This is a genomic window from Streptomyces sp. NBC_01334 (genome assembly GCF_035983595.1).
In the GTDB taxonomy this organism is placed as follows: Bacteria; Actinomycetota; Actinomycetes; order Streptomycetales; family Streptomycetaceae; genus Streptomyces; species Streptomyces coriariae.
In genome coordinates, this window is sequence record NZ_CP130718.1 from 7,999,525 (window position 1) to 8,021,507 (window position 21,983).

22 protein-coding genes are annotated in these 21,983 nt (G+C 71.6%); 7 read left to right on the forward strand and 15 right to left on the reverse strand.

The annotated features are described in order from the left end of the window. Window positions 1–244 precede the first annotated feature (244 nt). Both OG736_RS35600 and OG736_RS35605 read right to left on the reverse strand, forming a co-directional pair. Entirely contained in the window at window positions 245–1,933 is a 1,689-nt protein-coding gene (locus OG736_RS35600; RefSeq protein ID WP_327186054.1) for a fibronectin type III domain-containing protein, read from the reverse strand. 165 nt (window positions 1,934–2,098) lie between these two features. Next, entirely contained in the window at window positions 2,099–3,250 is a 1,152-nt protein-coding gene (locus OG736_RS35605) for an ATP-grasp domain-containing protein (protein WP_327186055.1), read from the reverse strand. 349 nt (window positions 3,251–3,599) lie between these two features. Between OG736_RS35605 and OG736_RS35610 the strand changes: the two genes are divergently transcribed. Both OG736_RS35610 and OG736_RS35615 read left to right on the forward strand, forming a co-directional pair. Further along, on the forward strand, window positions 3,600–4,460 hold the full coding sequence (locus OG736_RS35610) for a metallophosphoesterase family protein (protein ID WP_327186056.1): 861 nt from the start codon (window positions 3,600–3,602) through the stop codon (window positions 4,458–4,460). Continuing rightward, a complete protein-coding gene (locus OG736_RS35615; protein WP_327186057.1) occupies window positions 4,457–5,176 on the forward strand; it encodes a 4'-phosphopantetheinyl transferase family protein in 720 nt (239 codons plus the stop codon). Before OG736_RS35610 ends, OG736_RS35615 begins: the two co-directional genes overlap by 4 nt. Before the next feature lie 21 nt (window positions 5,177–5,197). Here OG736_RS35615 and OG736_RS35620 read toward each other — a convergent pair whose 3' ends face one another. Continuing rightward, window positions 5,198–5,458 (reverse strand): hypothetical protein, encoded by a 261-nt coding sequence (locus tag OG736_RS35620; RefSeq protein WP_327186058.1) that lies wholly within the window; start codon window positions 5,456–5,458, stop codon window positions 5,198–5,200. 239 nt (window positions 5,459–5,697) lie between these two features. On the opposite strand from OG736_RS35620, the gene OG736_RS35625 reads away from it, so the two are divergent. Beyond that, window positions 5,698–6,729 (forward strand): alpha/beta fold hydrolase, encoded by a 1,032-nt coding sequence (locus OG736_RS35625; RefSeq protein ID WP_327186059.1) that lies wholly within the window; start codon window positions 5,698–5,700, stop codon window positions 6,727–6,729. Window positions 6,730–6,795: 66 nt separating this feature from the next. On the opposite strand, the gene OG736_RS35630 is transcribed toward OG736_RS35625, so the two are convergent. Further along, window positions 6,796–7,320: a toxin-antitoxin system, toxin component gene (locus OG736_RS35630; protein ID WP_327186060.1), complete on the reverse strand. Its 525-nt coding sequence runs from the start codon at window positions 7,318–7,320 to the stop codon at window positions 6,796–6,798. A gap of 32 nt (window positions 7,321–7,352) precedes the next feature. Then, complete coding sequence (locus OG736_RS35635) at window positions 7,353–7,958, reverse strand: helix-turn-helix domain-containing protein (RefSeq protein ID WP_171402337.1); 606 nt, start codon at window positions 7,956–7,958, stop codon at window positions 7,353–7,355. Window positions 7,959–8,249: 291 nt separating this feature from the next. On the opposite strand from OG736_RS35635, the gene OG736_RS35640 reads away from it, so the two are divergent. Then, on the forward strand, window positions 8,250–8,918 hold the full coding sequence (locus tag OG736_RS35640; protein WP_327186061.1) for an MmyB family transcriptional regulator: 669 nt from the start codon (window positions 8,250–8,252) through the stop codon (window positions 8,916–8,918). Between the two features lie 99 nt (window positions 8,919–9,017). Here the strand turns inward: OG736_RS35640 and OG736_RS35645 are convergent, their stop codons facing one another. The 4 genes from OG736_RS35645 to OG736_RS35660 are packed head-to-tail and all read right to left on the reverse strand — an operon-like array spanning window position 9,018 to window position 12,416. Next, window positions 9,018–9,839, reverse strand: a complete 822-nt coding sequence (locus tag OG736_RS35645) for an ABC transporter ATP-binding protein (RefSeq protein WP_327186062.1) — start codon at window positions 9,837–9,839, stop codon at window positions 9,018–9,020. A 20-nt stretch (window positions 9,840–9,859) separates the two neighbouring features. Continuing rightward, window positions 9,860–10,678, reverse strand: a complete 819-nt coding sequence (locus OG736_RS35650; protein ID WP_327186063.1) for an ABC transporter permease — start codon at window positions 10,676–10,678, stop codon at window positions 9,860–9,862. Continuing rightward, window positions 10,675–11,448, reverse strand: coding sequence for an ABC transporter permease (locus OG736_RS35655; RefSeq protein WP_020129367.1), 774 nt, complete (start codon window positions 11,446–11,448; stop codon window positions 10,675–10,677). The genes OG736_RS35650 and OG736_RS35655 overlap by 4 nt, the downstream gene beginning before the upstream one ends. Beyond that, window positions 11,445–12,416, reverse strand: a complete 972-nt coding sequence (locus tag OG736_RS35660) for an ABC transporter substrate-binding protein (RefSeq protein ID WP_327186064.1) — start codon at window positions 12,414–12,416, stop codon at window positions 11,445–11,447. The genes OG736_RS35655 and OG736_RS35660 overlap by 4 nt, the downstream gene beginning before the upstream one ends. A gap of 149 nt (window positions 12,417–12,565) precedes the next feature. On the opposite strand from OG736_RS35660, the gene OG736_RS35665 reads away from it, so the two are divergent. Next, the gene (locus tag OG736_RS35665; protein ID WP_327186065.1) at window positions 12,566–13,453 is read left to right on the forward strand and encodes an IclR family transcriptional regulator domain-containing protein; all 888 of its coding nucleotides are present in this window, start codon (window positions 12,566–12,568) and stop codon (window positions 13,451–13,453) included. Here OG736_RS35665 and OG736_RS35670 read toward each other — a convergent pair. Genes OG736_RS35670 through OG736_RS35680 form a run of 3 tightly spaced genes read right to left on the reverse strand, consistent with a single transcriptional unit; the run spans window position 13,368 to window position 15,537 of the window. After that, on the reverse strand, window positions 13,368–14,303 hold the full coding sequence (locus OG736_RS35670; protein ID WP_327186066.1) for a PDR/VanB family oxidoreductase: 936 nt from the start codon (window positions 14,301–14,303) through the stop codon (window positions 13,368–13,370). The genes OG736_RS35665 and OG736_RS35670 overlap by 86 nt on opposite strands. Then, the gene (locus OG736_RS35675; RefSeq protein ID WP_327186067.1) at window positions 14,300–14,473 is read right to left on the reverse strand and encodes a hypothetical protein; all 174 of its coding nucleotides are present in this window, start codon (window positions 14,471–14,473) and stop codon (window positions 14,300–14,302) included. The genes OG736_RS35670 and OG736_RS35675 overlap by 4 nt, the downstream gene beginning before the upstream one ends. After that, on the reverse strand, window positions 14,470–15,537 hold the full coding sequence (locus OG736_RS35680) for an aromatic ring-hydroxylating dioxygenase subunit alpha (protein WP_327186068.1): 1,068 nt from the start codon (window positions 15,535–15,537) through the stop codon (window positions 14,470–14,472). The genes OG736_RS35675 and OG736_RS35680 overlap by 4 nt, the downstream gene beginning before the upstream one ends. 371 nt (window positions 15,538–15,908) lie before the next feature. Here OG736_RS35680 and OG736_RS35685 point away from each other — a divergent pair, with 371 nt between their 5' ends. Further along, window positions 15,909–16,946, forward strand: coding sequence for a hypothetical protein (locus tag OG736_RS35685; protein ID WP_327186069.1), 1,038 nt, complete (start codon window positions 15,909–15,911; stop codon window positions 16,944–16,946). 248 nt (window positions 16,947–17,194) lie between these two features. Here OG736_RS35685 and OG736_RS35690 read toward each other — a convergent pair whose 3' ends face one another. Beyond that, window positions 17,195–17,932, reverse strand: a complete 738-nt coding sequence (locus OG736_RS35690; RefSeq protein ID WP_327186070.1) for a TetR/AcrR family transcriptional regulator — start codon at window positions 17,930–17,932, stop codon at window positions 17,195–17,197. A gap of 261 nt (window positions 17,933–18,193) precedes the next feature. On the opposite strand from OG736_RS35690, the gene OG736_RS35695 reads away from it, so the two are divergent. Then, on the forward strand, window positions 18,194–19,018 hold the full coding sequence (locus tag OG736_RS35695) for an SDR family oxidoreductase (RefSeq protein WP_327186071.1): 825 nt from the start codon (window positions 18,194–18,196) through the stop codon (window positions 19,016–19,018). Between the two features lie 146 nt (window positions 19,019–19,164). Here OG736_RS35695 and OG736_RS35700 read toward each other — a convergent pair whose 3' ends face one another. Together OG736_RS35700 and mftG are read right to left on the reverse strand one after the other, a co-directional pair. Next, entirely contained in the window at window positions 19,165–20,337 is a 1,173-nt protein-coding gene (locus OG736_RS35700; protein ID WP_327186072.1) for an enoyl-CoA hydratase/isomerase family protein, read from the reverse strand. After that, on the reverse strand, window positions 20,334–21,959 hold the full coding sequence (gene mftG, locus OG736_RS35705; protein WP_327186073.1) for a mycofactocin dehydrogenase MftG: 1,626 nt from the start codon (window positions 21,957–21,959) through the stop codon (window positions 20,334–20,336). The genes OG736_RS35700 and mftG overlap by 4 nt, the downstream gene beginning before the upstream one ends. Between the last annotated feature and the right edge of the window lie 24 nt (window positions 21,960–21,983).

The following is a 21,983-nucleotide window of genomic DNA, read 5'->3' on the forward strand; positions in this document are numbered from 1 at the left end:
GTCGGTCGCTCCCCGTGACAGCGGCCGACCGACCCGATCCCCCGTACCGCCGGGAATCCCCCGTCGATTCCCGGTCTTCCCCCGTTGATCCCCGTGCTTCCCCCTGGAGCCCCGTGCTTCCCCGGTTGCTCCCCCGTGGGGCCCTTCACTCTTAAGAGCGAGCCGCCCGGATCCTGATACACCCTTCGCCGAAAAAGTCCCCCGGACCGCGGTCCGGGGGACTTTCGCTCGCGTCCGGGGACGCTCAGCCGGTGAAGCCGGCCGTGATCGAGGTGAACTGCCAGGTGCTCTGGCTGATGCCGGAGCAGTTGCTCACCACGCCACCGCCCGGGCAGGGCCGGTCGCGGTTGACGGCCCAGTAGGCGAGCCGGGCGATGTGGTGGGAGTTGGCCCAGTCACGGATCTGGGTCCAGATCGCCGGGGTGGTGTTCTCCTGCTGGTCCGACAGGCCGTTCATGCCGGAGATGCCGATGTGGGCGTAGGCGGTCGCGTCGTCCCAGCCGAAGGTGGACTTCAGCTTGTTCTTCAACCCCTCCGTGGCGTTGACGGTGTTGCCGTACATGTCCGAACCGCCGCCGAAGTCGAACGGCATGATGGTGAAGACGTCGATGTCGGCGCCGAGCGACTTGGCCTGCTCGATGAGACGGTTGCCGTAGTAGGTCGGCCCGGTCGTGGACGTCCCGAAGGTGACGATGGTCTTGAGGCCGGGGTTGTTGGCCTTGACCGTCTTCAGGGCGGTGAGGATCCGCGCCTGCACGGCCTCGTTCTCGAACTCGTCCGTGTTCTCGATGTCCATGTCGATGGCCTTGAGGGAGTAGGCGTCGATCACCTTCTGGAGGGCGCCCGCCAGCGCGCTCGCCGAGGAGCAGTTGGCGCCGAGCTTGCTGCCCTGCCAGCCGCCGAACGAGGGCACGATGTCACCGCCCGCCGAGCGGACCTGGTTGATGACGCTCTGGTCGACCCCACCGGTCAGCGGCCGGTTGCTGTCCCACATCGGGTTGCACCCGCCCCCGTCCAGCATGAACGCCATCGTGAACCACTTGATGCCGGTCGAGCTCATCACCGTGGACACGCTCGGCGGGTCGCCCCAGCCCTCGAACAGGTAGGGCGCCGCCTGCTTGAACCCGGTCCCGCCACCGCCGCCCGCGTTCGTCGTGACACTCACGGAGTTGGAGGCCGCGGAGGTGTTCCCCGCCGCGTCGCGCGCCTTCACGGTGAAGGTGTACCCGGTGCTCGCGGACAGTCCGCTGACCGTGGCGGACGTACCGGCGACAGTCAGCACCTTGGCGGACCCGCTGTACACGTCGTAACCCGTGACGCCGACGTTGTCGGTGGCGGCGTTCCAGGACAGCGACACGCTGGAGGACGTCTTGCCGGTCGAGGTCAGGCCGCCCGGCGCGGTCGGCGCCTGGGTGTCCGAGCCGCCCCCGCCGCCCGGCCCGTCCAGGCTGATGTCGTCGGCGTAGTAGGTGCCCTGGGCGTACCACCCGTGGACGTAGATCGTGGCGCTGGTCTGCGAGGCCCCGGTGGTGAAGGACACCGACAACCGGCTGTACGCCGACGGTGACGACGTCCAGGTGGAGGCACCCCCGTCGACGCCGAGGTAGACGTAGGAGCCGCGCACCCAGCCGGTGAGCGCGTACGTGGTGTTCGGCTGGACCGGGACGGTCTGGCCGCACTTGGCGATGTCGCTCGAACTCACCGCCCCCGCAAGGGCCTTGGAGCCGCTGTGGGTGGGCGAGGAGACGACGGAGCCGAGGTTGCCGGTGCAGGACCAGGGCGAGAGGGCGCCCGACTCGAGACCGGGGTTGGTGAGGATGTTGGCCGCCTGAGCGGTGCCCGGCAGGGCCACGGCCCCGGCGAGGGCGAGACCGGCGGTGCCGAGCAGGGCGAGGAACCGACGCCATGGGCGTCCGAGGGGTCTGGTGCGCACGCGATCTCCCTGAAGGAATGGGGGTGTTCGGGAGTGCAGGGGAGTGCAGGAGGGTGCGCAACAAAGTTGGTATGGACCAATCCGCCTGTCAAGGCGAGAGACGGAATTGGTCCATACCGGTGGGTGAAATGTCCTGCTTGGTCTTTCCTGGAGCCTTGGTCTCTCCTAGAGCGGCAGTGCCTGCGCGGCGCCCGCCGTGGTCACCTCGACGGAGCCGGCCGGCGCGGGCACGGCCGGCAGCAGCGGCTCGGCGGTCTCCTCCACCCGCTGGTGCGGCAGCGTGACCGCGCGCAGCGGACGCGGCCCCGACACCACCGTGTAGTCCTGCCCCAGGAACGGCGGCACGATCTCGCCCGGGTCCTCACCGAGCGCCAACTGCACCGCTGCCCAGGGGGCGTTGACGCCACACAGTGACAGCTGGTGGAGTCCGCCGGCCGGGCGGGTGTTGACGTCCATCAGGACCGGCCGGTCGCCGAACATCCGGAACTGGATGTTCGACAGGTAGTGCAGCCCGAAGCCCTCGGCGATCAGACGCGCCGGCTCCAGCCACTGCTCGTGCAGGGTGAACCCCCGACGGCGGCCGTTCTTCGTCCGGCCGATGGCCATCCGCAGGATGTTGTCCGGGCCGGTGAGGCAGTCCACGGACACCTCCGGCTGCTCCAGGCGCGGCATGACCAGCCAGTCGATCTGCTCCTCGCCCTGCTCCTCGGCCCGCCGCAGCGCCTCGACCACCATGTCGAGCTGGACGTACGGGGTCGGGAAGCCGCTGAGGTGCATCAGCGAGAAGGGGGTGCGGGTGATCACCCGGAAGCCCACCCCGCCCGCACCGGACGCCGGCTTGAAGCACGCACGGTGCCCGGCCTCCTCCAACTCCTCGACGGCGGCCACGAGTTCGTCAGCGGTCCGGACCCGGAACCACGGCGGCACGGGCACGCCGATCGCCTGCACGGCCTCGTACGCGATCACCTTGTCGTGGAAGACGGCGACGGCCTCCGGCGGCGGCGCCAGCAGGGCCGTGCCGACCGCGTCGAAGTCGGCGCGGTGCGCCACGACGGCCGCCTGGTGCAGCCGGGGCACGAACACGTCGATGCTGCGGCGCTTGCACTGCGCGAGGGCGTACTCGACGTACGCGGCCGGGGACAGGCCCTCCGGCTCCAGCTCGGCGGTGTCGGCGGCGGCCAGTACGGGGGAGTCGGCGTCACCGTGCGTGGCGTGGATCTCGACGGCGCGGTCGCTGGGATTTCGTCGCAGCTGATCCGTGAAGAACACGTTCTCCGCGTACGTGCGGTTGAGCCAGACGCGTACGCGAGAGACCATGCAGGCCGCCTTTCACGGTTCGCGGGCAGGGCAAAGCGGGCCCGGCCCGGGCAGGGGAATTGGTGGGTCACCAAACCGCCCTGCGGAAGGGTCGTCCATGGCGGTGGTGTTGGGGCGATCATACGGCTTCCCGGGGGTGCGGCGTGCAACGCCCGTGTTACGGATTTTCCGATCTTGTTCACGTGAGGCGTCTGTTCGGGTAGAGGCGCGCTACGGCGCAGGTGGGACCGTGTCCGGGCCCGGCGGGCGGCTCGGTCCGACCTTGTACCGCACGCGTGAATGTGTTCTCGTGGTGGCACTGGTGTATTCGTGGGAATGCGGAGAGTGGGCTCGTGAGCGGGGGCGGAAGGTGACGTCGACGGCCGGTGGCGCCGGACAACTGCTGGCCATCAGCGATCTGCACATCGGCTATCCGGAGAACCGCGCGCTGGTCGAGGCGATGGCCCCGGAGTCGGACGAGGACTGGCTGCTGGTCGCCGGCGACGTCTCGGAGAACGTGGCCGACATCCGCTGGGCGCTGAAGACCCTCGCCGGCCGCTTCCGCAGGGTCGTCTGGGTCCCCGGGAACCACGAGCTGTGGACCCATCCCTCGGATCCGGTCACCCTGCGCGGAGTCGCCCGCTACGAGCACCTCGTCGAGGTCTGCCGCGACCTGGGTGTCACCACGCCCGAGGACCCCTACCCGGTCTGGGAGGGCCCCGGCGGCCCGGTGGCCGTCGCGCCGCTGTTCCTGCTGTACGACTACTCGTTCCTCCCGGCCGGCTGCGCCACCAAGGAGGAGGGCCTGGCGTACGCGCAGGGCACCGGCATCGTCTGCAACGACGAGTACCTGCTGCACCCCGACCCGTACCCGACCCGCGAGGCCTGGTGCCGGGCCCGCGTCGCCGAGACCGAGCGGCGGCTCGCCGAGATCCCCGACGGTCTGCCGGTAGTCCCCGTCAACCACTACCCCCTGCACCGGCACCCGATGGACGTGCTGTGGCACCCCGAGTTCGCCATGTGGTGCGGCACCGGGCTCACGGCGGACTGGCACCGCCGGTTCCGGATCGAGACCATGGTCTACGGCCACCTGCACATCCCGCGGACCACCTGGCACGAGGGCGTCCGCTTCGAGGAGGTGTCGGTGGGCTACCCCCGCGAATGGCGCAAGCGGGCGCAGCCGCCGGGCCGGCTGCGCCGGATCCTGCCCAGGGAGGCCGGGACCGAATGATCGAGGAACTGTTGCCGGAGTCGGTGGTGGCGGTGGAGGCCTTCGGCGAGGAGGGCGTCCGCGAGTTCGGGAACGCGCCGCTGTACCCGCAGGAGGAGGCGCTGGTGGTGCGGGCGGTCGCCAAGCGCCGCCGCGAGTTCACCGTCGTACGCTCCTGTGCCCGGCGCGCCATGGAGAAGCTCGGCGTGCCCGCCCAGCCCGTGCTGCCCGGTGAGCGGGGTGCCCCGCAGTGGCCGGACGGCCTGGCAGGCAGCATGACCCACTGCGAGGGCTACTGCGCGGCCGCCCTGGTCCGGGCCGCCGACCTGGCCTCCCTCGGCATCGACGCCGAGCCCCACGAGCCCCTTCCCGAGGGCGTCCTGTCCGCCGTCGCGCTGCCCGCCGAGGCGGAGCGGATCGGCCGGCTGACCGCGGGGCGTCCCGAGGTGCACTGGGACCGGCTGCTGTTCAGCGCCAAGGAGTCCGTCTACAAGGCGTGGTTCCCCCTCACCCGTAAGTGGCTGGACTTCAGCGAGGCGGACATCGACCTCACGCCCGACCCCGCCCTCGCCCCCGCCTCCGCAGCCGGTCCTGCCGAGGGCGCGGAGGGCGTCTTCCGCGCCCGGCTGCTCGTCCCCGGACCGGTGGTCGGCGGCCACCGGCTCGGGCACTTCGACGGCCGCTGGAGCGTCCGCCGGGGGCTGCTGGCCACGGCGGTCACCGTGCACCACGCCTGAGGCGGCGACCGCCCCCGGGGGTCACTGGCCCGGGCACCAGTGGTGCAGCAGCCGGAAGAACTCCTCCTCGTTGCCCGCCAGGCCCGCCGCGGCCAGGGCCTGTTCCGCCTCGGCCAGAACGGCGGGCGGGACGACCGGGGGCAGCCGGTCCTGCGGCGGACCGGCGGCGCCGACGCCCTTGCCGTCCCCCTCGTCGCCGAAGGCGGCACGTACGGTGTGCAGCAGCCGCAGGTAGGCCTGTACGGCAGTGCGCTCGCGGTCGGTCAGTACGGCAGTGGGCATCGGTCGGCTCTCCCCGTGTCGGCGTCGTGTCCCCCGCGCCCGACGGCGCGAACGCCCCCGTGCGGTGGCGCACCCCCCAGCTTGCCGCGCACCACTGACAATCCGGCCTGACCCGGCTTCGGTTCGCCCGCTTAGCGGAGGCGAAACCTCCTTGAAATCCCCTGGCCGAAAGGGGTTCTACGCTGAGGAGAAGGGCTTTCGGCGGACCGTCGACGGCCGGCGGAACAGGAGGCGATCGGGTGGTCGACGTCCCACAGCGGCGCCCGGCGCGCGGCCCCCGGCTGCGCCCGGTGGGCGACGGAGAACTGGAGCTGCGCCACCGGGTCGTGCACGGATACCGGCGTGCCTTCCGCATGGCCGGCGAGGGCCCGGCGCTGGTCCTCATCCACGGCATCGGAGACTCCTCGCAGACCTGGGCCGAACTGATCCCCGACCTCGCCCGCACCCACACCGTGATCGCCCCGGACCTCCTCGGCCACGGCGCCTCCGACAAGCCCCGCGCCGACTACTCGGTGGCCGCGTACGCCAACGGTCTGCGCGATCTGCTCAGCACGCTCGGCATCGAGTCGGCGACCCTGGTCGGACACTCGCTGGGCGGGGGAGTGGCGATGCAGTTCGCCTACCAGTTCCCCGAGCGCACCGAACGGCTGATCCTCGTCAGCGCGGGCGGAGTCGGCCGCGAGGTCAACCCCGCCCTGCGGCTGGTCTCACTGCCGGGCGCCCATCTGGCGCTGTCCGCGCTGCGGTTGCCGGGCGCGCGCTTCCAGGTCGGCCTCGCCGTCGGTCTGATGAAGCTGCTGGACACCGATCTCGGCCAGGACGCCCCCGATCTGCTCCACCTCGTCGACGCCCTGCCGGACGAGACCGCGCGCAACGCCTTCATCCGCACCCTGCGCGCGGTCGTCGACTGGCGCGGCCAGGTCGTGACCATGCTCGACCGCTGCTATCTGACGGCCGGCATGCCGACGATGCTGCTGTGGGGCGACCGGGACAGCGTGGTGCCCGTGCGGCACGCGTACGGCGCCCACGAGGCGATGCCCGGCAGCCGGCTGGAGATCTTCGAGGGAGCCGGCCACTTCCCGTTCCACAGCGACCCCGCACGGTTCCGCGCCCTCGTCGAGGAGTTCACCCGCACCACCGCCCCGGCCGACTGGAGCCGCGACCACTGGCGCCGGCTGCTGCGCGAGGGCGGGCCCGGAACGGGGACGGCGGGTGCGCCGGACGGCACGGAACGGGACCTGCGCGGGGCGAGCGAGCGCAGCGCGACCTGACGGCCGCACGCGGGAGTGGGAGGGAGTCCGGGGGAGCCCCGACGGTATCCGGCCGGGAGCGCGCTCCTACGGCCCCAGATAGCCCAGCGACGCCTCGATCCGGCCGGCCAGATGGTCCCGCTGGCCCCGTTCCCGCGGCGACGAACCCGACAGCCAGGTACGGCACTTGCTGGCCAGCAGCAGGCCGAAGCTCTCGGCCTCCCTCTCGTCGGTCTGGTCGAAACGGGTGCGCGCGGCGACGCTGCGCACCGTCGCCCGGAGATCCGCCCCGTCGCTGAGTAAACGGGCCGCGACCGCGGCGCCCTCGACGTGGTGGCCGCAGTGGCCCGCCTTCATGTGCCACAGCTCGTGGCCCAGGATCACCAACTGGTGCTCCGGCGCGGTGCGTTCCTCGATGACGACGAGGTCCTGGTCGGCCATGTCGAGCCACAGCCCGCTGGCCGTGTCGGCCGGGAAGGGGGCCATGCGGAAGTGCACGGGGCGGCCGCGCCGTCTGCTCATCCCGTCACACAGGGCGGTGTACAGGTCGGCCGGCACGGCGGGCGCCGGCAGGGCCAGTTCCGCGACCAACTCGCCGCTGAGACGACGCATTTCCCTGGCGATGCTCACACTTCTCCCCCGGATCACGACTCGGGCCGCTTCACGCTCTCCAGGAGCATGTCCAGCCACTCGGCGACCTTGTCGCGGTGCTGGTCGGTGGGCAGCTGGGCGGCCCGCCACGCGATCCCGCGCACGCCGTGGTCCTGCAGCAGCCGTTCCAGCGGGTCCTCGGCGGCCGCTGCCGCCTCCCGCGCGGCGAGCTTCTGGAGCAGCTCCTGCTCGATGTGCTGGAGGGCGCCCGCGAGCGCCTCCGGGTCCTCGGCGGTGAGGAAGCCGGCGTGCACCCGGAAGAAGCGCTGGAGGGCGTCGCAGTGCTCCATCGTGGGCCGCCGGTCGCCGTTGATGAGGGCGCCCGCCTGCTGGCGCGACATGCCGGCGCCGTCGGCGATCTCCTGCTGGGTGTGCTTACGGCCGTTCGGCTTGAGCCGGGTGCGGCGCAGCAGGTCCAGGCGCTGCAGGAAGCGGGCCTGGACATCGGGCTCACCGGCGGGCCGGCCGCTCAGCAGGGCCTTGACCACCGACTCCGGCACACCGGAGGCGACGGACAGCCGCCCGGTGCCGAAGACCTCCGCGTGCGGCACGCCGAGCCGGTCGGCGAGCGCGGCGACACGGGCGACGACGGCCGACATCAGCACCGTCGCCGCGGCGCCCGGAACCTCGAAGCCATCCTCCGACACCGACAGGTCTCCTAGGTCTCTCACGTCCCTCTCACAGGCACACGATCACCAATACAGACGGTCGCCGTGAACTGCGTGGAGAGTAGCGGGTCTTTCGAACTCACATCCAGGTCTCGCCACAACTGTGGCCAATTTCAGCCGTCAACCAGCACGGAATGCCACGATAGTTGACACCGATCGCGTCGGGGCAGCAGGATCGGGGCGCCGCGTGAAGGCCGCATAGGCAAGAGGGGTGACCTCCCGATGGCATATCAGGCAGGAGGGCAGCGGTCCGCACCGCGGCCCGTCCCCGAGAGTCTCGAGGCCCAGGCGTACCTGCACGACTACGCCACGTACCTGGAGGCCGTCCCCTTTCCGTCCGTCGTCCTCGACCACCGCTGGGACGTCGTTCTCTCCAACGACGCTTTCGCGTCACTTTTCCGGGAGGTGGGCCCGCATCCGACGGCCCTGCCCGGCGACAACTTCCTGCGTTTCGTCCTCTTCCATCCCGACGCCCCCTCGGTCCTCGGCGACCACGAGGCCGGCTGGTGCCTGCCGATGCTCGCCCGCTTCGCCGCGGCCGTGGAGCGGCACGGTCACGACCACGGGCTCCAGGCGATCCGCCGCGACATCGCCCAGGATCCGATCATGGAGGCCGCCTACCGCCACGGGCTGCCGCACTGGATCCGCGCGGTCGGCGAGGAGGCCGTCGAGCACGACGGGGCGGTCCGGCCCCTGCTGCACCCCGACCCGCGCTGGGGCGCCACGGACTGCCGCATCGTCGGCGACACCCCCAGGACCCTGCACGACATGGGGTACACCCGGCTGACGATGGTGCTGCGCTCCACCCGTCCGGCCCCCGTAGCCCGCAGGACACGCGGCGCACGCCGCGGCGCGAGCCACCTCAGCGTGGTCCCGGCCCCCGAGGCCTGACCGGGCACCGTCGGCGTTCAGGTCGCCGACGGCGCCCTGGTCGGCACCGCGGGCGCGTGGTCGGCACCGCGGGCGCGCTCACCCCGGCCGCGTGCGCGTTCAGTGCGGCGGAGGAGCGTCCGACTTCGTGAGGCGGTCCACCGGGGTTCCTCGCTTCGCCGCCTGGATCTGCTCGTACACATGGGTCCGCAGTTCCGCGAAGCGCGGGGCCACCCGCGTGTGCAACTGGTCGCGCTCCGCCGGGAGATCGACCTTCAGCTGCTCCTGGACGACCGTCGGGGAGGCGGACAGGACGAGGACCCGCTCACCGAGGTAGACGGCCTCGTCGATGTCGTGCGTGACGAACAGGATGGTGATCCCGCGCTCCCGCCAGAGTCCCCGGACCAGGTCCTCCAGGTCGGCGCGGGTCTGCGCGTCCACGGCGGCGAACGGCTCGTCCATCAGCAGGACCCGGGGCTCGTAGGCGAGCGCCCGGGCGATCGCCACCCGCTGCTGCATCCCGCCCGACAACTGCCACGGGTACGCGGAGAGCGCGTCCTCCAGGCCGACCGAGCGAAGGGCGTCCGCGACCAGCTCCCGCCGCCGCGCCTTGGCCAACCCCTTCTGCTTCAGCGGCAGTTCGACGTTCTCGCCGACCCGCATCCACGGGAAGAGGCTCCGCCCGTACTCCTGGAAGACGAACGCCATGTCCGGCGGCGGCCCGGTCACCCGCCGTCCCTCCAGGAGCACTTCGCCCGAGGTCGGTGCGAGCAGCCCCGCCATGCACTTCAGCAGGGTCGTCTTGCCGCAGCCCGACGGGCCGACGAGACACACGAGTTCACCCGCCTCGACGGTGAAGGTGAGGTCGCGCACCGCCTCGACCCGGCGCCCGGACCCCTCGTAGACCTTCCGCAGGCCGGACACTGCAAGACGCGGGTGCATGGAACGCCCTTTCGCGAGGGTCACGGGGACCGCCGGGTGGATGCCCGCAGACCGTGGTACCAGCCGAGCACCCGGCGCTCGACGACCTGGAAGAGCACCGACAGGACGAAGCCCAGGAGACCGAGCACCAGGATTCCGGTCCACATGTCGGGGATGGCGAAACCCCGTTGGAACTGCACGATGGTGAAGCCGAGACCGTTGCTCGCGGCGAACATCTCGCTGATCACCATCAGGATGATGCCGATCGACAGCGCCTGGCGCAGCCCCGCGAAGATCTGCGGGCTCGCCGACGGCAGCACCACGCTGCGCAACCGGGCGAGGCCCGCGATGCCGTACGACCGTGCCGTCTCCGCCATCACCGGGTCCACCGCCCGTACGCCCTCGACCGTGTTGAGCAGGACCGGCCACACACAGCCGCTCGCGATGACGACGACCTTCATCGTGTCGCCGATGCCCGCGAACAGCATGATGACGGGCACCAGCACGGGCGGCGGCACCGCCCGCAGGAACTCCAGGACCGGCTCGCACACCGCCCGCACCCGGCGGTAGGAGCCGATGACCGTGCCCAGGGCGACCCCGACGACGGCCGCCGTCGTGTAACCGCCGAGCAGCCGCAGCACGCTCGGCCGCACGTCGGTGCGCAGCCGCTCGCCCGTCCACACGTCGGGAAAGGCCTTCAGGATCGTGCGCAGCGGCGGCCAGTACACGTTCGTACTGCCGTCGGACGCCACCCACCACGCGGTGACCAGCACGGCCGGCAGGGCCAGCGTGAAGAGCAGCCGCAGCAGGACGCGCCGCCAGGCTCCCGACCCCGCCCGGACGGGGGACGTCCCGGTCACACCGCCACCTCCCCGCGCACCGACTGGTGCCAGGCCAGCGCGCGCCGCTCCACCGTCCGGGCGCCCACGTTGATCAGCAGCCCCAGCACCCCGGTGACCACGATCAGGGCGTACATCTCGGGCACCGCCTGCGAGGTCTGCGCGACGGCTATGCGCGCGCCCAACCCCGGTGCCCCGATGACCAGTTCGGCGGTGATGACGAGAATCAGCGCGACGGCCGCAGCGAGCCGCACGCCGGTCATGACGTACGGCAGGGCGGTCGGCCACAGCACGTGCCGGACCCGCGCCCAGGTGCCGAGCCCGTAGGAGCGGGCGGTCTCCTCGGCGACCGGGTCGACGTCCTGGACGCCGTACAGGACCTGGATCAGGATCTGCCAGAAGGAGGCGTAGACGACCAGCAGCAGGACCGAGCGCAGTTCGGTGCCGTACAGCAGCACCGCGAGGGGGATCAGGGCGACCGACGGGATCGGGCGCAGGAACTCGATGGTCGATGCCGTCGCCTCGCGCAGGTGCGGGACGACCGAGACGATCACGCCGGCCACGATCCCGGCGCCCACGGCGATCGCCAGACCGAGGGCCCAGCCGGTGAGGGTGTCGCCCAGCGCCGTCCAGAAGGCGGAGTCGGCGAGTTCGTCGCCCAGCGCGCCGGCGATGCGGCTCGTCGGCGGGAAGTAGGCCTCCTTGACCAGCCCGAGCCGCGGCACCGCCTCGCCCAGGGCGAGGAAGGCCGCGAGCCCGGCCGCACCGAGTGCGAGGTTCGCGCCTCTCACGGCAGCAGCTTCTCCAGGTCCGGGGTCGACTTGAAGAGCTTGTCCTGTTCGCCGAGCTTCTCCAGGGCCTCGATCGACGAACGGTTCGCCTCGGCGGGCCACTTGGGCAGCGTCACCTGTGCCAGCACCGACGTCGGGATCTTGGTGTAGGTGGTGACGATCTGGCGGACCTCGTCCGGGTGCGCGTCGGCGTAGGCGAGGGACTCCGCGGTGGCCTCCTGGAACTTCTTCACCACGTCCGGGTTCTTCTGCGCGTACTGCGTGGAGGTGAAGTACATGGCGACGGTGAGGTTCGGCGCCACGTCCACCAGCGGCGAGGCGATCTCCACGCCGCCCTGGCTCTTGACGGTCGCCAGGGCCGGTTCGACGACCATCGCCGCGTCGATCTGCCCGCTGTCCAGGGCGGCGGGCATCTGGTCGAAGGCCAGCTCGACGAACTTCACCCGGTCCGGGTCGCCGCCCGCCTTGCGCACCGACTCGCGCACCGCGGTCTCGTTGATGTTCTTCAGGGTGTTGATGGCGACCTTCTTGCCCTCCAGGTCCTTCGCGGACTTGAGCGGGCTGTCCTTCTTCACCGTGATCGCCCCGAAGTCCTTGCCCTGCAAGCCGGTCGAGGCGATGCCGTTCGAAACGGCCTGCACGGGGACGTTGTTGGACTGGGCGACCATGAGCGAGGTCATGTTGCTGAAGCCGAACTGGAACTGTCCGCTGACGACTCCGGGCACGATCGCCGCGCCGCCCTGCGCGGTGGTGATCGACAGCTTCAGGCCGTGCTTCTCGTAGAAACCCTGTTTCACGCCCAGATAGACGGGCGCCACGTCGACGATGGGGATGAGTCCGAGTTTGACGGTCGTGGTATCTCCGGACGACGAGTTCCCCGTGGACGTACCGGAGTCGTCGGACGAGCCACAGGCCGCCGTGGCGAGCAGGAAAGTGCCGGCCGCGAGACCGGCGAACAGACGACGCAAGGCTCCTCCTGTGCAGACAACGGTGTTCCGACAGGCTGTGCGCACACCGCACAGTAGTGCTCAATTGGCGTGCAGGGAACGTAGAGCCCGCTGTCCGACGGGGTCAATGGGTTTGGCTGACGAAATTGTTGACAGTCTGGGAGGGCGGCATGTCCACCGTGGCCCGAGCACCGCATTTCGTGAGGTCCTTCGAGCGCGGCCTCGCGGTGATCCGCTCCTTCGACGCCGAGCACCCCGCGCGCACCCTCAGTGAAGTCGCCCGCGCCTGCGGACTGACCCGGGCGGCCGCCCGGCGCCTGCTGCTCACCCTCGCGGATCTGGGATACGTGCACAGCGACGGCCGGCTCTTCCGGCTCACCCCGCGGGTGCTGGAACTCGGCTACGCCTATCTGGCCGGCCTCACGCTCCCGCAGGTCGCCGAGCCGCATCTGGAGCACCTCGTCGCACAGGTGAAGGAATCCTCGTCGCTGTGCGTCCTGGACGGCGACGACATCGTCTATGTCGCCCGGGTGCCGACCACCCGCATCATGTCGGCCGTCATCACCGTCGGTACCCGCTTCCCGGCGCACGTCACCTCGGTGGGCCGGGTGATGCTCGCGGCCTTGGCGGACGAGGAGCTCGAACTCCGCCTGAGCCGGGCGCAGCTGCGCCCGCTCACCGCACGGACGCTGATCGCGCCGGAGGATTTGCGGGCGGAACTGGCACGGGTGCGGCGCCAGGGGTACGCGCTCGTCGACCAGGAACTGGAGGAGGGGCTGCGGTCGGTGGGCGTCCCGGTGCGCGGCCGGGACGGCACGGTGGTGGCCGGCGTGAACCTGGCCGTCCACGCCGGCCGCACCTCGGTGGCGGCGGTCCGCCGGGATCTGCTGCCACCGCTGCTCGCGGCCGTGGCGCGGATCGAGGCCGACCTGCGGGTCACCGGCCCGACGGCAGGTGCCGCCGCCCCCCGGGTCACAGATCCAGGACGAGCTTCCTCCCCCGGCACCGGGACACACAGATCATCATCGTCTCCCCGGCCTCCCGCTCCTGCGGACTGAGGACGGAGTCCCGGTGCTCCGGCGTGCCCTCGAGCACGTCGGTCTCACAGGTGCCGCAGGTGCCCTCCGTGCAGGAGTAGAGGACCTCGACTCCCGCCGCCCGCACGGTGTCCAGCACGGACACACCCGCCGCGACGGTCAGCGTCCGGCCGCTCTGCGCGAGCTCGACCTCGAACTCGCCGTCCTCGCCCGCGGGTTGCTCCCGAGCCTGGAACCGCTCGACCCGGAGCGCGTCGGGCGGACAGCGCTCCTCCACGGCGTCCAGCAGCGGACCCGGGCCGCAGCAGTAGACGAGCGTGTCCTCGGGCAGCGCGTCGAGCACGGGACCGAGGTCGAGCAGACCCGTCTCGTCCTGCGGGGCGACGGTGACCCGGTCGCCGTACCGTGCCAACTCCTCGGCGAACGCCATGGATCCGCGGGTGCGACCGCCGTAGAGAAGGCTCCACTCGGCGCCCGCCGACTCGACCGCCGCGAGCATCGGCAGAATGGGGGTGATCCCGATGCCGCCCGCGACGAAGCGGTAGCGGGCCGCCGGGCGCAGCGCGAAGTGGTTGCGCGGGCCGCGCACCCGTACCTTGTCGCCCGGCCTCAACTGCTCGTGCACATGGGCGGATCCGCCCCGTCCGGCCGGCTCGCGCAGCACCGCGACCCGCCACCCGGAACGGTCGGCCGGATCGCCGCACAGCGAGTACTGGCGCTCGAGTTCCGGGCCGAGGACGAGGTCCACATGGGCGCCCGGCCCCCAGGCCGGGAGCGGCTCGCCCAGCGGGTGGCGCAGGGTGAGGGCGAGCACGCCCTCGGCGGCGAACTCACGGTCCGCGACGACCAGTTCGGTTTCGTACACGCTCATGAGTCGCTTCCTCGCGGCCGGTGTCCTTCGGGGTGGCCGAGCATCCACTCCCACATCTCGATCGGGTCCTGGGAGGTGTGCTCGGCACCGCAGTGACAGGTGCCGTGCAGCACGTCGGTGCCCGGCAGCCAGTCGATGCGGTAGATCTCGCCGGTGGGACCGGTGCTCACAGGACCTTCTCCACGGGCTTGTCGCCCTCCTCCACCAGCCGGGCGAGGATACGGCGCGCGGCCAGGCCACCGGTGTCGATGTTGATGCTCAGCTCCTGGTAGCCGGTGCGCTCCGAACCGAGCGTCCGCTGCAGGAGGTTGAGTGCGTCGACGTCCTGCATGACCACCGTGTGGTTGTTGCCCCGCAGGAACTCGGTCACCTCGTCGTCGTCCGTCGCCCAGTCCCGCGAGACCATCCAGAAGTCGTACACCTTGCCGTCGGCGGACGGCGTGATCGCGTAGGTGATCTCGGTGTGGAAACCGTTCGGGTCGCTGCCGTCCGCCTCGGGCAGGACGCCCACCGGCGCGATACGGCTGTGCAGCAGGTACAGACAGGGCGCGTGGTACTCGATGTCCTGCCAGCGGGTGATCCGGCCCTCGATGCCGGTCGAACGGGCGTAGAACGGCGGGCACTCGGCGTCGTCCATGTGCCGGCTCACCCGCACGATCCCCGCGCCCTCGTCGACCTCGGTGGTGATCGGCGTCTCGGCGACCTCGGGGGTGCCGATGTAGCCGCCGTGCAGATACGTCTCGTGGGAGAGGTCGAGGAGGTTGTCGACGAGCAGCCCGTAGTCCGCGTCGATGGGCTCCATGCCCCGGACGGTGGTCCAGCCGGGGGCGTCGAGGTGGCGGGCGCGCGGGATCGTCCGCGGGTCGGCGAGCGACGGGTCGCCGATCCACACCCAGACCAGGGAGTCCTGCTCGACGACCGGGTAGGCCGTGACCCGGGCGGTGCGCGGGATGCGTTTCTGCCCCGGCACGTACACGCAGGCGCCGGTCGTGTCGTACGTGAAGCCGTGGTAGCCGCACACGATGCGGTCGCCGTCCAGCCGGCTCTCCGACAGCGGGAACCGGCGGTGCACACAGCGGTCGTGCAGCGCGACGGGCGTCCCGTCCTCCTCGGTCCGGTAGAAGACGAGCGGCTCACCCAGAATCGTCCGGCCGAGCAACTCCTCGCGCCCGACCTCGGTGCTGTAGGCGGCGACGTACCACTGGTTCCTGGCGAATGCGGTCGTGTGCGGCATCGTTGCGGCTCCCGTCTCTGCTGGTGGTCGCATCGTCGGGGCGGGCGTCATGGGGGCGCAATACGGCTTCCGTCTCGCGGAAGGGTCTTGATGAACAGCCTGGTCAGGACGACATGGGTTCTTCGCCGTCGAACTCGGCACCGCGCGGCTCGTCCTCCTTCTCCGAGGGGCCGGGCCGCTTCTCGCAGAAGTGAAGAGGCAAGCGGTCCCAGGCGCTCGCCTCCGAGCTGAGCACTCGTGGGACTGCGTCGCACGGTCGACGTGGCTCGTGCGGGGCACAACCCTTTGTTGGCGTCGCGAGTCTTCGTCGGTGATCACGTTGTGGTGATCGCACCGACGAGGAGACCATCATCACCGCCATACGAAAGACCTTGACCGCCACCGCAGTTGTCGGCGCTGTCCTGGCGGGTTCGGCCGCCTGCGGCACCGTGGAGCAGCTCACCGCCGGAAAGAAGCTCGACGAGGCCTTCGAGAAGCTCGCGAGCGAGAAGTCGATCTCCTTCGAGCTCGATCTCGACACGGACTCCCGGAGTCTGAAGGCGCTGGACGCCTCGATGGATCCGGAGCCCGGTGAGGAGCTGCCCGACGAGGTCGCCGACCTGCTGAGTGGCGCCAAGATCAGTGTCACCGTGCAGTCGAAGAAGCCGATCGGGGAGTCCGGAGAGAAGGACTACGTCGGGATGGCGCTGAAGATCAGCACCAAGGACGGGGACCTCACCGAGTACCGGGTCGTCGGCGACTACACCTATGTCCGCTCCGACGTGAACGCCCTCGGCAAAGCCATGGGCTTCCCTGTGCCGTCGATGAAGGACCTGCCCCCGGAGGCGAGCGGGCTCAAGAAGGTGCTCGACGGCGAGTGGGTGAAGGTCAACACCAAGGAGATGGAGCAGACCGCGGCGGAGATGGGAGCGGAGCCCGGTGCGACGCCCGCGCCGGAGCCCACCCTCGACGCCAAGGCGCAGAAGCAACTGCTGGAGGCGCTGCGCGGGACCATCGCCCGCGAGGTCGACTTCAAGACCGCCGGTGACAAGGACGGTTCCGAACACATCACCGCCACCGCTCCGTTCCGTACGCTGATCACGAAGTTCCTCGGCGAGATCCGCCCGCTCGCGAAGACCTTGCCGCCGGGCATGGAACTGCCCACGGACGAGGACCTCAAGGACGCCCCGAACGCCAAGGTCACGGCGGACTTCACGCTCAAGAACGGCGAGCTGACCCAGGTCTCCGTCGACCTCGCCGAACTGGCCGAGAACGCGAAGGTGAAGAAGCTGGGCCTGGTGGTGCGGATGAGCGAGGGCCGGAAGCCCACGGCCCCGGCCGACGCCACCGAACTGAACATGGACGAGATCCTGGGCGGATTCGGCGCCGCGATGATGGATGAGGATGCCTTCACCGAGGACGCGGCATAGACACGCGCCACGCCGCGCCAGCCCACGCACGCACGGAGGCGAGTACGCCCAAGTCGCCTTCGTGGTGATCAGGTCGTGGGCCCGACACCCCGCCGCCTCGACACGGCAGTATCGGGTCAGGGCCGGTCGAAGACCTGTACTGACCCGAACGGATGTGGACGAAGCAGTCGCAGAACTCGGTCACGATCCCGACGTCGCCCATCTGACCTTGCTGACGGCCCCGGACGGTACCTGACCGGGGCCGGTCGTCATGCGGATTCTGATCCGGGCCCGGTCGGCTGTTCGATGGCGGGCCGGGAATTCCAGCCGGCCTCGGGATCGAGGGGCAGTTCCGGGTGGTCGTGCTTGAACGCCTCTGCCTGTTGCTCGAGCTTCGGCAGGGCGTGGTCGGGCGCGCCGAAGCCGCGGAACAGGGTCGCGCAGTATTCGCGGGACAGGAACGCCGCGTCCCACTGCCCGTCCGTGCGTACCCACTGGTAGGTGTGATTGTGCAGATTGAGGAACTGGAGGGTGGCGAGCCGCGGTGGCATCGCGCGGAAGGTGCCCTGGTCGACGGCCTCCGCGAGCAGCCCCGAGATCACCTGTTCGAAGTCGGAACGCTGGCCCAGCAGGGTCTTCAGCTCCGCGCCGCTCAGACTGCGGTAGTCGTGCTCGTAGACCCAGATGTGGTCGAGCCTGCGGAAGATGATGGTGAGCAGCGATTCGGACAGCAGGCGCAGCCGCAGCAGGGGATCCGTGTCGAGGTCCGCGATCTGGCGGGCGCGGGAGAGCAGCGGCCCCATCACCCGCGCCTGGATCTCGACGAGCAGGTTCTCCTTGGAGCCGATGTAGTAGTACAGGGCTCCCTTGGCGAGGCCGACCGCCCGGCCCAGGTCGTTGATGGACGTCGCCGCGTACCCCTGCTGGGCGAACAGCGACGCCGCGATGTCGATGATCTTCTGGCGTCTGACCTCGAAACCCGGTCCATGGCCCGGCGGTCGTGGCATCGCTTCTCTCCCCGCTTGACGTGACGACGTCGATCAAGGGCGACCCCCCGGGACCACGTCGGACGGCTTTTTCGGCAGTTCCGGGGGAAGCGGGCTCCGGGGCGTCGCTCGGTTTGCTAGACCAGACGGTACGTCAAAGGGGCGAGCCCGGGTGGCGCGGTCACGGCTCCCCGGAGGCGCGACCGGCGTCCGGGCGGTCCCCGACGCCGTCGGCCGCGAGACACTCGTCCTGTGACGAGTGTCCCCAGTGAGGAGTGACGCATGACCACGGTAGGTATCGCCACCGGCGCGGGTCGCGGGACGGGAGAGGCGTGCGCGAGGCGTCTTGCCGACATGGTGGACGTGCTGTTGCTCGCCGACCGGAACGAGGCGGCGGCGGCCGCGGTCGCGAAGGACCTGGCCGGACGGGGCGTGCGGGCCGTCGTCGAGCCGTTCGAAGCGGACGTCACCGACGGGGAGGGCCTTGCCCGGCTGGCCGGACGGGCCGGGGAGCTCGGCACCCTCCGGGCGGTCGCGCACGCCGACGGCGTCGAGGCGGGGGAGGCCGGCTGGCGCCGGATCCTCGAGGTCGACTTCGTCGGAACGGCGCTGGTCGCCGAGGCGCTCCGTCCGTTGGCCACCGCCGGTACGGCGTTCGTGTACTGCGCCTCGGTGTCCCCGCTGATCGCTCACATCGACCCCGACCCGGTGGTCGCGGCCGTCCTGGACGATCCGCTCGAGGAGGGGTTCCTCGACGGGATCCGCGAGGCGATCGGACCGGCCGTCGAGGATCCCGCGTGGGCGTACCCGTGGGCCACCTACGGTGTGCACCGCTTCGCCCGCGCCGAGGCGGTGCGGCTCGGGCCGGTGGGCGCGCGCGTGTGCTCCTTGTCGCCCGGTGCCATCGACACCCCGGGGACCCGGCAGGAGGCGGCCCGGCACGAGTCGGTACGGCAGCTCATCGAGCGCACGCCGCTGGGCCGCACCGGCCGGTACGACGAGGTCGCCGCGGTCGCCGCGTTCCTGCTGTCGGACGAGGCGAGCTTCGTCAACGGCGTCGACATCGTCGTCGACGGCGGCCTGTGCGCGGCGGTGCAGGACGAGTGACGCCGGGCGGCGTGCCCTCGCGGTCACCACGGCTCAGGAGGACGTCGCCCTGAGGTCGTCGAGGTCCCGCCCGGCGCTGTGCCGTGCCGTGGATCAGGGGACCGACGCCGACCTGGACCGGCAGGGCGGCGCCGGGCGGGGGCACCTCAGCACTCACGGCCGTCGTCGATCTCCTCGATCTCGTCGACCAACCCCCACCGCAGGGCGGTCGACGCGTCGACGCGGGCGCCGCTCAGCATCATCCACGCCGCCCGCCACCGGCCGATCCGCCGCGGCACGCTCACCGTGCCGCCGGCGCCGGGCACCAGACCCATCGCGACCTCGGGCAGCTGGAAGAAGGCCGTGGGGGAGGAGACCACACGCCCCGCGAAGGCCGCCATCTCCACCCCCGCGCCGACCGCCGCGCCCTGCACGCGGACCGTCACCCGGTCCCGCATCCGGTCGATCAGCCGCCAGGGCGCCCGGTCCAGCCGTACCAGACAGGCCGCGACCGGGTCCGTGGCCGTCCCGAACTCGGAGAGGTCGCCGCCACTGGAGAACACCGGTCCGGCACCGGCCAGTTCGACCCGGTCGACCGTGCCGTCGAGCAGGGCGAGTTCCAGGGCCTCGAACAGCTCCTCGCGCATCCGGAAGCTGAACGCGTTGCGCCGGCGCGGGCGGTCGAGCAGGACGGACAGCCGATCGTCGTCCCGCCGGACGCGGACCGGTGGGCCCTCCTCCGGAGCAGCCCCGGGCGTCCCTCGCTCCGCGAGCCAGGACGCGAACTCCGTTCCGCCGAGAAGCATCGAGTAGGCCGCCGCCTCGGCCGCCAGGCCCTCCAGGGTGCCGAGGCGCGGCGTCCGGCGCAGCAACTGCCCCAGCATCAGGCTCGCCTGCGGGCGGCGACCGACGAGCCGGGCGAGCTCGCCGAACGCGGCCGGCGGATCGTGGACGGTCACCGACTCCCGTGTCTCGGCGCCCGCCCGGGGCGCCGCCAGGGTCAGCGTCACCGCCTCCAGCAGCGGTCGCAGCCGGTCCGGCGGCTGCCGGGTCGCGATGCCGAAGGTCAGCGGCAAGGAGTCGGCCAACCGGGCGGCCTCGGCCTCGACCCGGCTCGCGGCCGCGTCGTGCCAGTCGTCGAGAACCAGGCACCGCACGGGATTCCCCACCCGCCCGTCGGGACGGAGCATCAGCCCTTCGTCGCCGAGCGTCGGTATGGCGTCGTGCGCCGGGACGCCGCCGAGCGTCGGGTCGCCGCTGCCCGGCGGGCTCGTCGGCGCGGTCCGCGGGACCTCGTGAGCGGTCCGACGACGTTCCGCGCGGCCTCCGGACCGGTTCACGTCAGGCCGCGCCGCATGGCGTCGGCGACGAGTTCGCCGACGAGGACGGCGGTGGCCGCCGGGCCCCGCAGCGGGGGCGCGGGCAGGATCGACGTGTCCGCGACCCGCAGACCGCCGACATCGTGCACCCTGCCGTAGCGGTCGACGGCGGCCCGGGGATCACCGGCGGGGCCGAGCGGAACCGTGCCGCACGTGTGGTGGGCCGTGCCGAGACGGCCGAGGATCCACCGGTCGAGCAGGCGGTCGTCGTCCAGCACCCGCGTCCCCGGTTCCACGAGCCCGCCGGAGACCTCCCCGAAGGCACGCGTGGCCGCCAACTCCGCGGTGACACGCACCGCTTCCCGCATGCGCCGCCGGTCCCGCGCGGTCGACAGATAGTGGTAGTCGAGGCTCGGGGGTGTCGCGGGATCGGTGGAACGGGTCCGCATCCGGCCGCTCAGCCGCGGGGTCTGGACGGAGACGAGGAACGCGAGGGGCGCGCCGGGACCGGGAACGGGCACCCGTCCGCCCGTCAGCCCGGCCATGGGCACGAGGGACTGGAGTATCTCCAGGTCACCCGGGTGGTCCCCGTCCGGCGAGGACAGGTGCAGGGCCCCGCCGAGCCATGAGTCGGCGGGCGCCGGCAACGGCCGTCGGGGCGTCCACTCCACGGCTACCTGGGGATGGTCGCCGAACCGGGCCCCGACGGCGGGAGCGTCCCGGACGACGGGGACACCGAGGGCCTCCAGGTCCCGACGCGGCCCGATGCCCGACAGATGCAGCAGGTGGGGGGAGCGGAACGCCCCCGCACAGAGCACGACTTCGCCGCCGCCGACCAAGCGGCGGCGTCCGTGCCGCTCGACCTCCACGCCGGTCGCGCGGCCGCGCGTGACGACGACCCGGTGGACCGTACTGCCCCCTTCCACCCGGAGGTTGGGGCGGCCGGACGCGCCCAGCAGGTATCCGATGCCGGTGTTGACGCGCACCCCGTCCACGGCGTTGGACGGCACCGGACCGAAGCCCGGCGGTTCCTGGGCGTTCTTGTCCGGCTCCGCGGGAAAGCCCAGCAGGTGAGCGGCCGCCCGGAACGCGACGGCGGCGGGGTGGCCGAGCGCCGCACGGCGCACGGGTACCGGCCCGCGGTCGCCGTGCAGCGGGCCGGCACCGTGGTCGAGGTCGGTCTCCAGGGCGCGGAGCAGGGGCAGCGTCCGGTCGTAGGACCAGGCCGCGCCTCCCACGGCCGACCAGCGGTCGAAGTCGTCCCGCCGGGCGCGGACGAAGTACCCGCCGTTGACGGTGGTGGAGCCGCCGAGGCCGTGCCCCCGGACGACCGTGTACGGCCGCGTCGGAGTGAGGTGCACGGCGTAGGCCCGGACGGCCGGGTGGCCGGGCTGCGCGCCGGGGACGAGCCGCGCGTCCAGCAACTCAGGTGCGAACGCTCCCGGTTGACGCGGGACCGGGCCCGCCTCCAGCAGCAGTACGTTGCGGTCGGGGTCCTCGCTGAGCCGCGCCGCGAGCGCGGCGCCGCTGCCGCCGGCGCCCACCACGATGACGTCCGGGTGGCGTGCCCGGCGATGCCCGCGCCCGGCCTGCTCGGTCCGCTTCGGCCGCTCGGGCTGCTCGGTCCGCTCGGTCCTCTTCATGGGCACGTGATTGAAAGCGCGGTG

What these genes read in the sequence shown, in the direction of transcription:
- OG736_RS35665 (WP_327186065.1), top strand. Translation starts at nt 12,566, where the DNA reads ATGTCCACCGTGGCCCGAGCACCGCATTTCGTGAGGTCCTTCGAGCGC.
- mftG (WP_327186073.1), bottom strand. Translation starts at nt 21,959, where the DNA reads ATGAAGAGGACCGAGCGGACCGAGCAGCCCGAGCGGCCGAAGCGGACC.
- OG736_RS35690 (WP_327186070.1), bottom strand. Translation starts at nt 17,932, where the DNA reads ATGCCACGACCGCCGGGCCATGGACCGGGTTTCGAGGTCAGACGCCAG.
- OG736_RS35630 (WP_327186060.1), bottom strand. Translation starts at nt 7,320, where the DNA reads ATGCGTCGTCTCAGCGGCGAGTTGGTCGCGGAACTGGCCCTGCCGGCG.
- OG736_RS35695 (WP_327186071.1), top strand. Translation starts at nt 18,194, where the DNA reads ATGACCACGGTAGGTATCGCCACCGGCGCGGGTCGCGGGACGGGAGAG.
- OG736_RS35645 (WP_327186062.1), bottom strand. Translation starts at nt 9,839, where the DNA reads ATGCACCCGCGTCTTGCAGTGTCCGGCCTGCGGAAGGTCTACGAGGGG.
- OG736_RS35670 (WP_327186066.1), bottom strand. Translation starts at nt 14,303, where the DNA reads ATGAGCGTGTACGAAACCGAACTGGTCGTCGCGGACCGTGAGTTCGCC.
- OG736_RS35635 (WP_171402337.1), bottom strand. Translation starts at nt 7,958, where the DNA reads ATGTCGGCCGTCGTCGCCCGTGTCGCCGCGCTCGCCGACCGGCTCGGC.
- OG736_RS35680 (WP_327186068.1), bottom strand. Translation starts at nt 15,537, where the DNA reads ATGCCGCACACGACCGCATTCGCCAGGAACCAGTGGTACGTCGCCGCC.
- OG736_RS35640 (WP_327186061.1), top strand. Translation starts at nt 8,250, where the DNA reads ATGGCATATCAGGCAGGAGGGCAGCGGTCCGCACCGCGGCCCGTCCCC.
- OG736_RS35620 (WP_327186058.1), bottom strand. Translation starts at nt 5,458, where the DNA reads ATGCCCACTGCCGTACTGACCGACCGCGAGCGCACTGCCGTACAGGCC.
- OG736_RS35615 (WP_327186057.1), top strand. Translation starts at nt 4,457, where the DNA reads ATGATCGAGGAACTGTTGCCGGAGTCGGTGGTGGCGGTGGAGGCCTTC.
- OG736_RS35605 (WP_327186055.1), bottom strand. Translation starts at nt 3,250, where the DNA reads ATGGTCTCTCGCGTACGCGTCTGGCTCAACCGCACGTACGCGGAGAAC.